The organism is Bacillus sp. 17RED48 (genome assembly GCF_019837545.1).
In the GTDB taxonomy this organism is placed as follows: domain Bacteria; phylum Bacillota; class Bacilli; order Bacillales; family Bacillaceae_G; genus Bacillus_A; species Bacillus_A wiedmannii.
In genome coordinates this window covers 754372-768150 of record NZ_JADAXG010000003.1, presented here as the reverse complement: position 1 = coordinate 768150, position 13779 = coordinate 754372, and the positions used below count along the sequence as shown (strand labels likewise).

The 13779-nt window shown below is 35.0% G+C and carries 13 protein-coding genes and 2 pseudogenes; 5 read left to right on the top strand and 10 right to left on the bottom strand.

Features of this window, described 5'->3' with window-relative positions:
* Positions 1–14 precede the first annotated feature (14 nt).
* On the top strand, positions 15–461 hold the full coding sequence (locus ILT06_RS16725; protein ID WP_064475611.1) for a YndM family protein: 447 nt from the start codon (positions 15–17) through the stop codon (positions 459–461).
* Between the two features lie 123 nt (positions 462–584).
* Here ILT06_RS16725 and ILT06_RS32540 read toward each other — a convergent pair whose 3' ends face one another.
* The 3 genes and pseudogenes from ILT06_RS32540 to ILT06_RS16715 form a co-directional block, all read right to left on the bottom strand.
* Positions 585–1115 (bottom strand): cysteine hydrolase family protein, encoded by a 531-nt coding sequence (locus ILT06_RS32540; RefSeq protein ID WP_064475973.1) that lies wholly within the window; start codon positions 1113–1115, stop codon positions 585–587.
* Positions 1116–1130: 15 nt separating this feature from the next.
* Positions 1131–1664, bottom strand: a pseudogene (locus tag ILT06_RS32535) (GNAT family N-acetyltransferase); the annotation flags it as partial.
* Between the two features lie 13 nt (positions 1665–1677).
* Positions 1678–1983, bottom strand: a complete 306-nt coding sequence (locus tag ILT06_RS16715) for a YfzA family protein (RefSeq protein ID WP_064475612.1) — start codon at positions 1981–1983, stop codon at positions 1678–1680.
* Between the two features lie 100 nt (positions 1984–2083).
* On the opposite strand from ILT06_RS16715, the gene ILT06_RS16710 reads away from it, so the two are divergent.
* Entirely contained in the window at positions 2084–2608 is a 525-nt protein-coding gene (locus ILT06_RS16710; RefSeq protein ID WP_064475613.1) for a kinase, read from the top strand.
* 108 nt (positions 2609–2716) lie between these two features.
* Here the strand turns inward: ILT06_RS16710 and entB are convergent, their stop codons facing one another.
* Positions 2717–4237: a cell wall-binding protein EntB gene (entB, locus tag ILT06_RS16705; protein WP_222655305.1), complete on the bottom strand. Its 1521-nt coding sequence runs from the start codon at positions 4235–4237 to the stop codon at positions 2717–2719.
* A 212-nt stretch (positions 4238–4449) separates the two neighbouring features.
* The gene (locus ILT06_RS16700) at positions 4450–4941 is read right to left on the bottom strand and encodes a hypothetical protein (RefSeq protein ID WP_001067769.1); all 492 of its coding nucleotides are present in this window, start codon (positions 4939–4941) and stop codon (positions 4450–4452) included.
* Between the two features lie 180 nt (positions 4942–5121).
* Between ILT06_RS16700 and ILT06_RS16695 the strand changes: the two genes are divergently transcribed.
* Both ILT06_RS16695 and ILT06_RS16690 read left to right on the top strand, forming a co-directional pair.
* The gene (locus tag ILT06_RS16695) at positions 5122–5607 is read left to right on the top strand and encodes a GNAT family N-acetyltransferase (RefSeq protein WP_064475615.1); all 486 of its coding nucleotides are present in this window, start codon (positions 5122–5124) and stop codon (positions 5605–5607) included.
* A 280-nt stretch (positions 5608–5887) separates the two neighbouring features.
* A pseudogene (locus ILT06_RS16690) lies at positions 5888–6172 on the top strand (hypothetical protein); the annotation flags it as partial.
* Between the two features lie 8 nt (positions 6173–6180).
* Here the strand turns inward: ILT06_RS16690 and ILT06_RS16685 are convergent.
* Positions 6181–7182, bottom strand: a complete 1002-nt coding sequence (locus ILT06_RS16685) for a DUF2332 domain-containing protein (protein WP_240368884.1) — start codon at positions 7180–7182, stop codon at positions 6181–6183.
* Positions 7183–7606: 424 nt separating this feature from the next.
* On the opposite strand from ILT06_RS16685, the gene ILT06_RS16680 reads away from it, so the two are divergent.
* Positions 7607–9109, top strand: coding sequence for a malate:quinone oxidoreductase (locus tag ILT06_RS16680; RefSeq protein WP_064475616.1), 1503 nt, complete (start codon positions 7607–7609; stop codon positions 9107–9109).
* Positions 9110–9155: 46 nt separating this feature from the next.
* Here the strand turns inward: ILT06_RS16680 and lsrB are convergent, their stop codons facing one another.
* From lsrB to ILT06_RS16660, 4 genes are read right to left on the bottom strand one after another with little or no spacing between them, the layout of a single operon-like run.
* A complete protein-coding gene (gene lsrB, locus ILT06_RS16675; RefSeq protein WP_064475617.1) occupies positions 9156–10199 on the bottom strand; it encodes an autoinducer 2 ABC transporter substrate-binding protein LsrB in 1044 nt (347 codons plus the stop codon).
* Positions 10196–11185 carry an ABC transporter permease gene (locus tag ILT06_RS16670; RefSeq protein WP_064475618.1) on the bottom strand — a complete coding sequence of 330 codons (990 nt, stop codon included), beginning with the start codon at positions 11183–11185 and terminating at the stop codon, positions 10196–10198. The genes lsrB and ILT06_RS16670 overlap by 4 nt, the downstream gene beginning before the upstream one ends.
* On the bottom strand, positions 11182–12135 hold the full coding sequence (locus ILT06_RS16665) for an ABC transporter permease subunit (RefSeq protein WP_064475619.1): 954 nt from the start codon (positions 12133–12135) through the stop codon (positions 11182–11184). Before ILT06_RS16665 ends, ILT06_RS16670 begins: the two co-directional genes overlap by 4 nt.
* The gene (locus ILT06_RS16660) at positions 12132–13613 is read right to left on the bottom strand and encodes a sugar ABC transporter ATP-binding protein (protein ID WP_098111880.1); all 1482 of its coding nucleotides are present in this window, start codon (positions 13611–13613) and stop codon (positions 12132–12134) included. Before ILT06_RS16660 ends, ILT06_RS16665 begins: the two co-directional genes overlap by 4 nt.
* Between the last annotated feature and the right edge of the window lie 166 nt (positions 13614–13779).

Below are 13779 nucleotides of genomic sequence, written 5' to 3'. Positions count from 1 at the left end.
CGGAGGTGTAAATATTGAATGGTTTTACTGTAGTTCTTATTAAGTTTATATCGTGCATTATCGCATTTAGTATTGGACTCGCTTTATTTTTCCCTGCAACGTTCGTCCAAATTATTTCATTTAGTCTCTTTGTTACAATCGTATCCTATATGTTCGTCGATAAAATCATATTAAACCGAATAGGCAATACCGGTGCCATTATGTCGGATTTCTTACTAACGTATTTAAGCGTATGGATTTTCGGTAATATTTTATTAGACAATTACATGCAAATTGCATGGGGTAGTTTCCTTTCCGCTACTGTCTTTACATTATCTGAAGTAATCGTTCATCGCTTTTCTAACTCACACACAAGGCACCAAAATGATAACATTCATATTAATCGCCGCTTTGCATATGGTACGGAATTTGCTGAAGAGCAGAATATATTGGATAAAGATAAGAATAAGAAGAAGAAATGACATTTTGATGCAGGAGCGCCCTTTTTAATTATGTGGTGCTCCTTTTTTATGTATTCATTATGGTACGTGAAATTATAAGAACGATGTTTTCAAGATATCGTTCTTATAATAAAAAACTGCCTCTTATTTAGAGGCAGTCACTTTCAAATCTTTTAACGCAACAACATTAGCAAACGCTCCAAACACTACATTATGATGCTTTACAATGTCTTCCGCACGTAACACGTCTGTATGAAACGTACTATGTGCATCACTCACTAACGTTACTTTATACCCTTCACTAAACGCTCTTCGCGTTGTCGTATCCACACAGTACTCTGTTTGCATTCCTGAAATAATAACGTGTTCAATGCCTTTTTCTTGTAATACTTCATTTAAGTTCGTCTTATAGAATGAATCTGGCGTCGTCTTTTCAATGATACTGTCCCCTTCTTGCGGGGCAATTACCTCATGCACTTTCCAACCAGCTGTACCTTTTTCTAACGGATGATCTTTTGGCCCGTTATGCTGTACAAAAATAACTGGAATATCATTTGAACGACATTCCCCAATAAGCTCTTGCAATATTTCTAAAAACTTTTCCCCATTATGTACTGGCATTCCTGCTGTATACATACCTGCTTGCACATCAATTACTATTAAAGCTTTTTTCATTTCGCGCAGCTCCCTTTGTTTGTATTCTATCATCCAACAATCTTCTAATTCCCCCTCATGCAGCTCATGTTCCTTTAATATCTTCACTTTTTTAAAGCCGCATTTTTCATAACATTTTATCGCACGTCCATTATTTACTTTCGGATCCATCGCGATTGCTTCTGCTCCCGTGCTCTCCATAATATAAGTAATTGCTGCCTGAACGAGTTTCGTTCCAATTCCTTTTCCCCAATAATTCGGTTCTCCGATAAATTGATCCATTCCCCATACATTTTGTGATTCTTCATAGCCATATAATGTTTTCCACTCAGAATCAACTGGATACATTTGAATATAACCGATTGGCATATCATCAAACTCTATTAAGCATCTTTTTTCATGACTATTTGGATTATGTATAAAATGATCCAGTACCATTTCTACAGATTGCGGATTATCTCGCCCTTCGTAATACTGTAGAACTTTTGGGTCTGTTAACCATTTTGAAATGATTGGTGCATCCTCTTCTATTACGTATCTAATCGATATATTATCTTTTTGAAATAGCATATAGTACCTCTTTTTAATTATTTATATTTTTTCTTTTTTTAAAATCTTTCATTGCACCTATTAGTATGTATGGTAACAATGTAATCATAAAAAGAGCAGTAAACAAATTAAAATGAGGGATTTCATATGGAGTGAACCATTCCGTAAAAAATTTGGAATGTAAAATTCTACTTAAAAATTCCCCACTTGGTTTAAAATTTGGTGCCCATCCAGTAACCTCACAAATAATAAACAACAATTGAACAATAATAAATGCCCCTAGATAGCGAAACCATGTCCGTTTCAAAATCGGCTGCGCCTTATTTAATTTATGTTCCATCTAGCTCCCACCTTTTTACTTCCATCCTATTAATTATACACTTTTCACGGTTTATTTGTTAAAATTTTCTATATAATCATTCGTGCTGGGGGAATACATTATGTCTAATCCTATCCTTAAATCAACATTAATCATTCTTAGAGGAAACTCCGCAAGTGGTAAAACAACAATCGCAAAGCAACTACAAGAACATTTCGGAAAAGGTACACTTTTCGTATCACAAGATGTTGTACGTAGAGATATGCTTAGGGTACATGATACGATGGGTAATTTATCACATGATTTACTATTTGAAATTACAAAATACGGAAAAGGAAAATGTGAATTTGTTATTTTAGAAGGCATTTTAAACAGTCGTAGATACGGTGAAATGTTGAAAGAATTAATACATTTTTTTGAAGGAAACGTCTATACATATTACTTTGATTTATCGTTAAAAGAAACGATTCGACGACATACTACAAGGGACAAACGGCATGAATTTGGTGAGGATTCCCTACAAAAATGGTATAATCCGCACGATACAATTGAAGTTACTAGAGAAACTATTTTTACAGATAACTTCACGCAAAAAGATATATTTGATGCGATTCTTACTGATGTTGCAATCAAAAAACAAGACTAACATAATCTGTTAGTCTTATTTTCTTTATGCACTTTGTATTTTACTTTCACAAAAATAAAAGCCAGTCTCAATAAAGAGAACTGACTTCTATCTAGATAACTATATCGATTAAAGAATTTTAACTTTAACAGTTTGTCTTCCCCAATTCATAGCTTTACTTTTTGAACCCATTAAAACATCAATACGATTTCCTTTAATAGCACTTCCAGTATCACCAGCAATTGCTTCGCCATAACCTTCTACCCATACTTTAGATCCTAATGGGATTACTTTCGGATCTACTGCGATAATTCTCATATTCGGATTAGCCGTTAAATCATGCCCCATCGCAGTTAAAACGCGTCCACCATATGTACCATTTTCACTTGGATCCGCAGTATATGCAGTCGCTACTACCGTTAATTCACGCTTAGCAGCCTGCGTGTTATTTTTAGACTCTTCTTTTGCTTTTGCTACTTCTCTTGCTTTCGCTTCTTCCTTAGCCTTGGCTATTTCTCTTGCTTTTGCCTCTTCCTTAGCCCTTGCTATCTCTTGGGCTTTTGCTTCTTCCTTAGCCTTCGCTATTTCTTGGGCTTTCTCTTCTTCTTTAGCCTTCGCTATTTCTTGGGCTTTTGCTTCTTCCTTAGCCTTCGCTATTTCTTGGGCTTTCTCTTCTTCTTTAGCCTTCGCTATTTCTTGGGCTTTTGCTTCTTCCTTAGCCTTCGCTATTTCTTGGGCTTTCTCTTCTTCTTTAGCCTTCGCTATTTCTTGGGCTTTCTCTTCTTCCTTAGCCTTCGCTATTTCTTGGGCTTTCTCTTCTTCCTTAGCCTTCGCTATTTCTTGGGCTTTCTCTTCTTCCTTAGCCTTCGCTATTTCTTGGGCTTTCTCTTCTTCTTTAGCCTTCGCTATTTCTTGTACTTTCACTTCTTCCTTAGGCTTTACTACTTCTTGTACTTTCTCTTCTTCCTTAGGCTTTACTACTTCTTGTACTTTCACTTCTTCCTTAGGCTTTACTACTTCTTGTACTTTCTCTTCTTCCTTAGGCTTTACTACTTCTTGTACTTTCTCTTCTTCCTTAGGCTTTACTACTTCTTGTACTTTCTCTTCTTCCTTAGGCTTTACTATCTTTTGTGTTTTAACTTCTTCTTTAGCTTTAATCGTTTTTTGTACTTTCGCTACTTGCTTCATTTTCTCTTCAGCTTTTTTTTCAACTGGTGCTGTACTTGATAGGAAAGAAACATTTATATAGGCTGTTTTTCCTTTATACTCAAATTGCAGCCATCCGTCTTTCACTTGATGCGTTGATTCAATGACATCATCTTTTTTCAATCTGCCAAGGATTTCTGATTCTGTATTTGAATCAGAACGGACATTTAACAAATTCGCTGTTACATGATACACATCTTTTGTAAACTCTGAACTTACAAACACCTCTTTACCGTTTAAATCAATTTTTGACCAGCCATCTTCGGTATTTATTACTTTTAACTCTTGTCCCTCCTTTACTTTTTCGACAACTTTTGATTCCGTAGTCGGTTTTTCACGTACGTTGAGTACATCTGCTGTTACGATCGTTTCTGCGATAGCCGTTGTGGTAAAAGCCCCCAATCCCAAAACAGTTGCTGTTGCTGCGCCAATTACTTTTTTCATATTAGCCTCCATTACGTTTTTTGTATTCTATGAAATATTTCCATAAAATCAGGAAATTCCACAGTGTATCAAAACATTTGCAATAGTATATTAATACCGCTTAATATACTGTTTTTAAAACTTCCTACTTCAATAGTATCAAATTCTCAATTCTAATTCTATACATTATCAATCTCCTCATCTTTTATAAACTCTTCATACCCTTCTTCATACTAAATAGTTGTCGCAATTCCCGCCAAAAATAAACTTACAATTGCTAAAAATTTTGTTCCGACTATAGCCCCTCTTAAATGAAACTTATAATCTTTATAACCCTTCATCCCTTCTGTACTAGGAATAACAACAAATCTCGGGGTAATCCAGCAAAAGATTAGCCAATCAATTATAAACAAATCTACTAAATTGAAAATCATTAAAATACCAAAAGTATGTAAATAGGCATCAACATATAATAATTTTTCATGTTTATGTAGTATATATGTAGAAACGACAGGCGTACCGAAAAGAATAGCATTATATGCAATATTAAAGTAGATTGTTTGCTTCTTTTCATAAATCGATTTTGGAAAAACTACCTTTTGAATATCTTTCGGATATTCAGTTAAAGAAAGACGGGGATTATAATATAAAGATCCTAAAATCATTACGGATAGTACAATAGACATAATGACACCAACGTACATCATTTGCTCAAATGGATTCATATGCTACATTCACCCTTTTCTGCATTCACTCCATAGTGCACGCACTTAATTACACATTGTATGTACGTTACTAACCAAAAATTAATAATTACCTTTAATAATCTTTTATAATTGAAATTATGATTTACGTGTCATTAAACTTTTCTGAAGAACATTAAAAATTAGTTTGGAGGAGTTATTATGAAGAAACTATATTTTAATAAATTTGAACCAACAGATTTCAATTTATATTTCCAGCTCGTTTCAAATGAAGAAGTAATGGCGCAAATTACCGAACGCGCTATTCCGTTAGATGAAGCAAAAAATGACTTTACAAAGCTGTTAAAGTGCAATGAAAACCATCAACTATTCGGCTCTTATAAAGTATATGATTCTATTACAAATGAATATATTGGTCTTGGACATGTTACGGTAAACGAGGATAATGTTAAAGAAGCTGAAATTGGATATATGATTTTGCCAGAGCACTGGGGAAAAAGATATGGTAGTCCAATCGCAAAAGAATTAATGCATATTGCGGAACAGACAGATGTAATCGTTCTAAAAGCAATTATCGATCCAAATAACATCCCCTCTCGAAAAATTTTACTAAATGTCGGTTTTACATCTGAGAAAGTTTGTGAGATTGATGGATTGCCTGGGGAGATTTTTAGTACATATATTTAACAAAATAAGAAATGCTACTCTTAAACTAAAAGTAGCATCTCTTTACATATTACGTCCTATTCAATCATCGAAAGTAAAACTTTCTCAAGCTCTTTTTTAGAGAACATACTACCATTTATACAGCCATTCTCTTAATTGTACTTCATCCAAAATTACATTCTCCTCTCATAACCTTTCACACTATATTCGCCCGTTTTCTGCAAAAAGTTCATTTTACATAAAAATTTATTTATTACAATAAGAATATAATATATATTAAAAAAAGAGGTGAATTTCAAAAATGAATAAAGAGGATAAATGTCACGCTGAAAAAGCGTTAAAAAATCTCTTCATCGGATCACAAGTTGATGGATTACAATTTGGAATTTCTCCAGGCGCTATAAAGATTCATTTCACAAACTTTCACGACCCTGTTGAGTATGACGGACAATTATATATTAATATCGAATCAAAATGGTGTTTATTTAATAAACCTCAAAAAAGATACCCATTAAATGAAGATGAATTTGAGGATTATTCTGAGGAAGAAGAATATAAGAGAATATTTGAGATAAGAAGACAAAAAAAATCACTTTAACAAAACGTTTCCTTCCCAAGCTTCCAACTAAACCATCTCCCATGCCCTTCTGTTTCCCCAACCGTTTCACGATATTCGTTACCGTTAATATAATAATCAATATGAAGGTCACGATCCCACATGTTGTTATAAAGGTGGAATACATCACGTTTTGCGCCGATTTCTTGCACTTGTTTTTCTAATTTATGTTTTACTTGTTCAGGTATTTGATTTGCGACGTGTGTATGGAAAATACAGATTACAGCATCATCACTTATTTGTTCAATAATAGATGGCAATAGCTCCACACCGTCTCCTTCTATCAATTGGACAGATTCATTTTTCACTAAAGATGCTGCTTGGTCAAACATTTCAAGTCTTTCTTTATGTTCTGGCCAAATGAGTGCACGTAGCCATAAATAATCTTCATCACTATGTAAATCATTTACATGTAAGTCTAGTCCGATTCTTTCAACGACAGTTGGACTGTCTTTTAGAAAATGAGGCGCATTTTCCCCTCTTATTTCAGAAGTTACATGTACATTTGAATTTATATTTCCGTATGTTTCATCTGTTCCGTACGAATAGCTATATTGGTCCCAGAACAGTTGTAATCCAGAACTTGTCCCAATTTCAATTAACGCTAATGGCTTTTTCACTTTATTAAATATGTAACAGAAACTTGGGTATAAGTACGCACATCGCCTTACTTCATTCGTTTGAACAAGTTTTGTTTGTAACAAAGTAATGATTTCTTCTCGGTACGTTTTACAGAAATCTTTAAAATGATCAAAAGCTTGATCTAAATCCGTATTAGCATTTTCAACTAAGCTACTATAATACGTTTTTACATGATGTTCTTTCCCTGTTAGTAATAAATAATGTACGGCTCCTAATAGTAAGTTTGGGACTGGTTGACCTGCTTGAGCATAGGAAGATAGTGTTAGTACTTCCTCATCTTCAGCAATTTTTATTGATAAGTATTCATATAAGTCACTTGACCCTTTACATTCCTTTATTGAAAAATTTCAAAATAAGTTTGCGATTTGTTCTTGTGTACGCATTGGTATCACTCCTTTTTATTTCACAGAATAATCATACTATTATTAGGGGATAAAATTCCATAATAAGGTATCCTTTTTACCCATTATACGATACGTAAGCTTTTTCGAGATAATTTCGAACTGTGATTTTTTCTATTTATCACCTTAAAAGAGCTTGTTAAATAAGATTTTTGGCGAATAAAACGTTAAATAGTTTAAAATTATCAGATAACACTAGATATTTTAGTCTATTAATTATTATAATAGAGTATGAGATGGTTATATAATTGAGACAAAAAAGGTATACACCTAGGTGGGGCCTAGGCGGTGTTTTCAATTTACGGCTTAGATAAAAAAACACCTACTCTTTTTTGCCAATATAGGGGATGGAGAGATTATCATGAGCAACATGCAGCAAAAAACAGACGTTATCTTAATTGGTGCAGGAATTATGAGTGCAACGTTAGGCTCATTACTAAAAGAATTAGCACCTGAATGGGAAATTAAAGTTTTTGAAAAACTCGCAAGTGCCGGGGAAGAAAGCTCTAATGAATGGAATAATGCAGGTACAGGGCATTCTGCGCTATGCGAACTGAACTATACTTCCGAAAAATCTGACGGATCTATAGATATTAGTAAGGCTGTAAAAGTGAATGAGCAATTCCAGCTTTCAAGACAATTTTGGGCATATCTTGTAAAAAGCAAATTAATTCGTAATCCACAAGATTTTATTATGCCTCTACCTCATATGAGTTTAGTACAAGGCGAAAAAAATGTTGAGTTTCTAAAAAACCGTTTTGAAGCGCTTTCAAAAAATCCACTGTTTCAAGGAATGGAATTTTCCGATGCTCCTGAAACATTAAAAAAATGGCTTCCACTCATTATGGAAGGACGTACACCTAACGAACCAATGGCTGCAACGAAGATTGACTCTGGAACAGACGTTAACTTCGGTGCATTAACTCGTATGTTGTTTGATTACTTACAAACGAAAAATGTCGAGCTAAACTACAAACATAGTGTCGAAAATATTAAACGTACGAAGAATGGTTTGTGGGAAGTGAAAGTACACGATATGAATAGTGGTAAAATTGAGCATCATACTGCAAAATTCGTCTTTATCGGCGGCGGTGGTGGTAGTCTACCTCTACTTCAAAAGACTGGCATTCCTGAATCAAAACATATCGGTGGATTCCCAGTAAGCGGACTATTTATGGTATGTAAAAACCAAAAAGTTGTAGAGCAACATCATGCAAAAGTATACGGTAAAGCTAAGGTTGGCGCTCCGCCAATGTCTGTTCCTCACCTTGATACGAGATATATAGACAATAAAAAAGCTTTACTATTTGGACCGTTCGCAGGGTTCTCTCCTAAGTTCTTAAAAACTGGCTCAAACCTTGACTTAATTGGCTCTGTAAAACCAAATAACGTCTTAACGATGTTAGCAGCTGGTGTAAAAGAAATGGGACTAACAAAATACTTAATTCAGCAAGTTATGTTATCGCACGAAAAACGTATGGAAGAATTACGCGAATTCATTCCGAACGCGAAAAGTGATGACTGGGATATTGTAGTTGCTGGGCAACGTGTGCAAGTAATTAAAGACACTGATGCTGGCGGTAAAGGCACACTTCAATTCGGTACAGAAGTTGTAAGTGCAGCTGACGGTTCAATCGCTGCATTACTAGGCGCTTCACCAGGTGCTTCTACTGCTGTTCACGTCATGCTTGAAGTATTAGAAAAATGTTTCCCAAGTCGTATGGTAGAATGGGAAGGAAAAATAAAAGAAATGATCCCTTCTTACGGCATTTCACTAACTGAAAATCCAAGATTGTTCCAAGACCTTCACACTTCTACTGGTCGTACGCTTGGATTAAATGAAAAAGAAACGGTTCATAATTAAAGAAGAAATTAAAAAACGTCCGATATATTCGGACGTTTTTTTGTTACTAAAAATTATATTTATCAATATTCTCTTTCGTAAATACAACTCGTTCTGGCAATACAATAATTCCATTTCCTTCTGCTTCATAATCATAACCTTGGATGGAATTTGGCTCTACTTTCACTGTTCCGATTCCTTTTACTTCAAAGCTATCCCCTACTTTTAACTTCTTCCCTTTTACAACGATTTCATTTGCAACATACGTAGCGAGTGCGCCTTGCTGTTTTACATCCCATAATCCAAATTGTTGTACCGTTCCTCGTTTTACGTAATCACGCATAACGTTTGGTGTAGAGAAGCCAGTTACGGCTACTTTTTTATCCATTTTTAAGTTTTCAGCTGCTTGTGCCATTGCCGGAAGTGCTGTTGCATCTGGGCAAATAACCGCATTAATATCAGGATACGTTTTTAATATGTTTTCCCCTACTGATAAAGATTTTTGCGCATTATTTTCACCGTACTGCGTCGTTACAATTTCCCAGTTTGGATATTTCTTTTTAATAATTTCTTTCGCTTTCGTTACCCATTGGTTTTGATCCGTTACAGTCGGGCTAGAATAAAAGAATGCTACTTTTCCTTTATCACCAATTTGTTTGGAAGTCATTTCAATTAATAAATTAGCAAGTTGGTCTGGTGTACCTTGGCTTATATAAAATGAACGGTCTTTCGGATTCACATCTGAGTCCCATGTTAACACCGTCATCCCTTTTTCCTTAGCACGTTGCAGTGATTGTGATAGTCCATCTACTGAAGTAGAAGAGACCATAAGTGCATCATAGTTTTGGTTAATAAAATTGTTTATATATTTCACTTGGCCTGATACGCTTGCTTCAGACGGCCCATCATATTTCACTTGTACGCCTAGCTTATCTCCCATCTCTTTTGCTCCTTCACCGCCCGATGTAAAGAAGCCAACTCCAGTTAGTTTCGGAATGAATGCAAATTTCACATCATCTGCTTTTTTCTTATCTGCCGTTTGGCTAGAACAAGCTATTAAACCGATTAAACAAATGCATACAATGAATACAATCCCTAGTTTTCTCTTCATGACATTTCCCCCTTATGCAAGTTCTTTCTTTTCCACGGTGTGAATTGATGTAATTTGAAATGTCTCATAATTACTGAAAGAATAAGAATAATACCAATTACTACGTTGGATTGTTCATTTGTTAAACCCGTCATTTGCAAGCCATACTGCATTACCCCTATAAAAATACTCGCCAGTACGGTACCGATAATGCTTCCTTTTCCCCCTGTAATAAGTGTCCCGCCTAATAAGACTGCTGTAATAATTGGTAAAATCGTTTCACTCCCCATATCTGCACGTGCGGAACCGAAATATGCAGTTAAGAAGGTGCCACCTAATCCACCTCCTAATCCGGAAAGTATGTAAGCGATGATAACTACTTTTTTCGTTTTGATCCCGGTGTATTTTGCTGCGTTTTCGTTCGCTCCTGTTAATTTTACGTGGCGCCCATATACAGTTCGGTGAAATAATAAAGTACATAAAACTGTTAATACGATTAGTATCCATAATAAATTCGGTATCCCTATAAAACTACCATTTGCCAGTTGTACAAATGCTTCAGGTATACCACTTATCCCTTCATATCCTGAAGTACCTGCCCCTCCTGAAATAACGAGTGCAATTCCGCCGTATAAAAACATCGTTCCGAGTGTAACGACAAGTGGCTCTACATCTGTCCTTTTTATAATAATTCCGTTTAAAGCTCCTGCTAAGCAACTAATTATTAGGGCTATTATGACAGCAAACAAAATAGGTATTCCGTTCATCCAAAGCACACCGATCAAGATTGAAGTAAGCCCCATTATTGAGCCAACCGATACGTCAATTCCTCCTGTTACAATAACGAAAGTCATTGGTATCGCCGCGATTGCTATAAATAGGAAATCATTTGTACTAAAAAGGAGATTACTAATATTTAAGAAATCACTACTTACAAAACTAAAGAGAATGAATTCTATAAGAAGTAATACAATTAGAACACCTTCCCATCTGTATAAATACTTCATAGATTCATCCTCCTTTCTGCCTTCCACTTTTTCATAACACTATCTAATATGACGATTAGTAATAATAAAAAACCTGAAATAGCATTATTCCAAAATGCTGGTATTTTTAAAAAGACGAGTGAACTACTTATCACCTCTAAAAATAAAGCTCCTAATGCAGCTCCAACTATAGAACCCGTTCCTCCTTTTAAATGAATTCCTCCAAGTACCGCAGCTGCGATAACCTGTAATTCTATCCCTGTTCCTGTTTGATTTGGAACGAACCCGATATTCATAACAAATATACAACCAGCGAGTGCAGCGCTTATACCCGATATAATAAACGCATATATCTTTACTTTATTAACAGGTATACCAATGAGTCTCGCGCCATCTTCATTATCACCTACCGCATAAAAGTATCTTCCGAATGGCACTTTCCTTAAAAAAAAGTATAGTAGTAGTAAAATAATAAGAACAACCCATACAATTATCGGCAAACCAAGTATGACGATAGATGACAGTTGCTTAAAATCGTTTGGTATATCTTCAATCCACTTTCCGCCTGTGAAAATTAACATCGCACCTCTAATGACCCCTAACATACCTAATGTCATGATAATAGCTGGTACCCGAAACTTTGCAACGCCAATCCCGTTTGCGAACCCGATAATAGCTCCAAGTAAAATAGCAGCTGTAATAGACAAGAATGCATTATATCCATCCGATAACAACATCCCGCAAACCGCTGCGCTTAATCCCATAATTGAACCAACTGATACGTCTATATTTTTCGTAAATAAGACGAACGATTGGCCAATTGCTAGCACGACTAAAATAACGCTTGATTTCATCATTAAAGATAACGAGTTAAGCTGAACGAAACTTGGATTTATCATTCCGACAATGGCAATGTAAATTAGTAATAACAGTATGATAGAGGTTTCGTGCATTTTATACATACGTTTCATTCCGTTACACCTCCATATGCTAGACGTGTAACTTCTTCTACATTTATTTGTTCTTTCTCCAGATGAGAAACAAATTGTCCATTTCGCATTACATATACACGGTTTACTAATTGAACAATTTCTTCAATATCTGAAGAGATTAATAATATTGCGAGTCCTTCCCTTTTCATTTTTTCTATCGTTTCATATACTTCAAGCCTTGCTTTCGCATCAATTCCGCGAGTCGGTTCATCAAGAATAATAATTTTCGGATTACACGCAAGATATTTTGCAAGCACGACTTTTTGCTGATTACCTCCTGATAAAGATGCTAGTACTTCATCCATACTTCGTGCAACAATTCGAAACTGTTCTATATACGACTTCACTAAAGCGCTTTCTTTTTCTTGGTTAATGAAAAAACGACTATTTTGATGTAAACTTGCTGCAGTCATATTTTCTTTAACCGATGCAATTGAAAAAATACCATTTCTTGCTCTATCCTCTGGCACATAAACTAGTCCTTCGCTTAGTCTTTTATGCAAAGAGTATGAATCAATTGATTTTCCTTCTAATAAAATAGAACCTGATTTTATAGATTTCAATCCAAAAATCGCTTCTGCTAATTCAGTTCTACCTGATCCAACAATGCCAGCAATACCTACAATCTCACCAGTATGTACAGTGAATGAAATGTTTTCGAATGCATGACTCGTTACATCAGTTACTTCTAATATTTTTTTCGTTTCTTTTGACTTTCGCACTATTTCTCTTTTCTCTTCTTGTTTATACCCTTTTGGCAATAATCCCTCCATCAACATGTCATATGTATAGTCACATACATCCCCTTGGCTTACAATCATTCCATCTCGTAATATCGCCACTTTATTAGCAATTTCAAAGATTTCTGGAAAGCGATGCGTAATATATATCATCCCAATTCCTTTTTCTTGCAAACTTTTCATCAGCACAAAAAGATTCTTCATTTCGTGAGTTGTTAATGTCGATGTTGGCTCATCTAAAATCAGAATCTCGGCTTCTCTTATTAATCCCCTAACGATTTCTACTAATTGTTGCTGCGCAACGGATAGTGATCCCCCTAGTTCTTTAAGATCAATCCCCCATCCTAAACTGTTAATCAATTGCTTGATTTTTACTTTTAATTCCTTTTTCTTTCCTTTTAGTCCGATACATATATTTTCTTCAATGGTCATATGCGGGAAAATGAGCGGTTCTTGTGGTATTAAATACATACTATTTCGGTGTGCTTCTGATGGATTTGAAAACTGTTTCCTCATTCCTTTTACATACATTTCTCCACTATCATACGAATATAAACCCGTTAATATTTTCATTAATGTTGATTTTCCAGCACCATTTCCCCCAACTAAAGCGTATATATCTCCACACTCTACTTGTAAATTCACTTCTTTTAGTACAAGTTGATTTGAAAACGACTTACTCATTTTTTTTACTTGTAATAAGGGCACTTTCTCCACATGATGTCACCTGCCTTTATGCAGAACATTTTTTGAGAAAATGATTATTTGTTCTACTTGTTTTGTAGCATTGTATATTCCTTTTTTCATATCTAGAACACTTTTTTCACCAGACTATTCATCGTTTCAACTGGAATAAACAAAATATACGGCACATATGTTTAAG

Bases quoted from the DNA above. Each gene is read 5' to 3' on its own strand.
- ILT06_RS32540 (WP_064475973.1), bottom strand. From the start codon at position 1,115: ATGAAAAAAGCTTTAATAGTAATTGATGTGCAAGCAGGTATGTATACA.
- ILT06_RS16715 (WP_064475612.1), bottom strand. From the start codon at position 1,983: ATGGAACATAAATTAAATAAGGCGCAGCCGATTTTGAAACGGACATGG.
- ILT06_RS16710 (WP_064475613.1), top strand. From the start codon at position 2,084: ATGTCTAATCCTATCCTTAAATCAACATTAATCATTCTTAGAGGAAAC.
- entB (WP_222655305.1), bottom strand. From the start codon at position 4,237: ATGAAAAAAGTAATTGGCGCAGCAACAGCAACTGTTTTGGGATTGGGG.
- ILT06_RS16700 (WP_001067769.1), bottom strand. From the start codon at position 4,941: ATGAATCCATTTGAGCAAATGATGTACGTTGGTGTCATTATGTCTATT.
- ILT06_RS16695 (WP_064475615.1), top strand. From the start codon at position 5,122: ATGAAGAAACTATATTTTAATAAATTTGAACCAACAGATTTCAATTTA.
- ILT06_RS16680 (WP_064475616.1), top strand. From the start codon at position 7,607: ATGAGCAACATGCAGCAAAAAACAGACGTTATCTTAATTGGTGCAGGA.
- lsrB (WP_064475617.1), bottom strand. From the start codon at position 10,199: ATGAAGAGAAAACTAGGGATTGTATTCATTGTATGCATTTGTTTAATC.
- ILT06_RS16670 (WP_064475618.1), bottom strand. From the start codon at position 11,185: ATGAAGTATTTATACAGATGGGAAGGTGTTCTAATTGTATTACTTCTT.
- ILT06_RS16665 (WP_064475619.1), bottom strand. From the start codon at position 12,135: ATGAAACGTATGTATAAAATGCACGAAACCTCTATCATACTGTTATTA.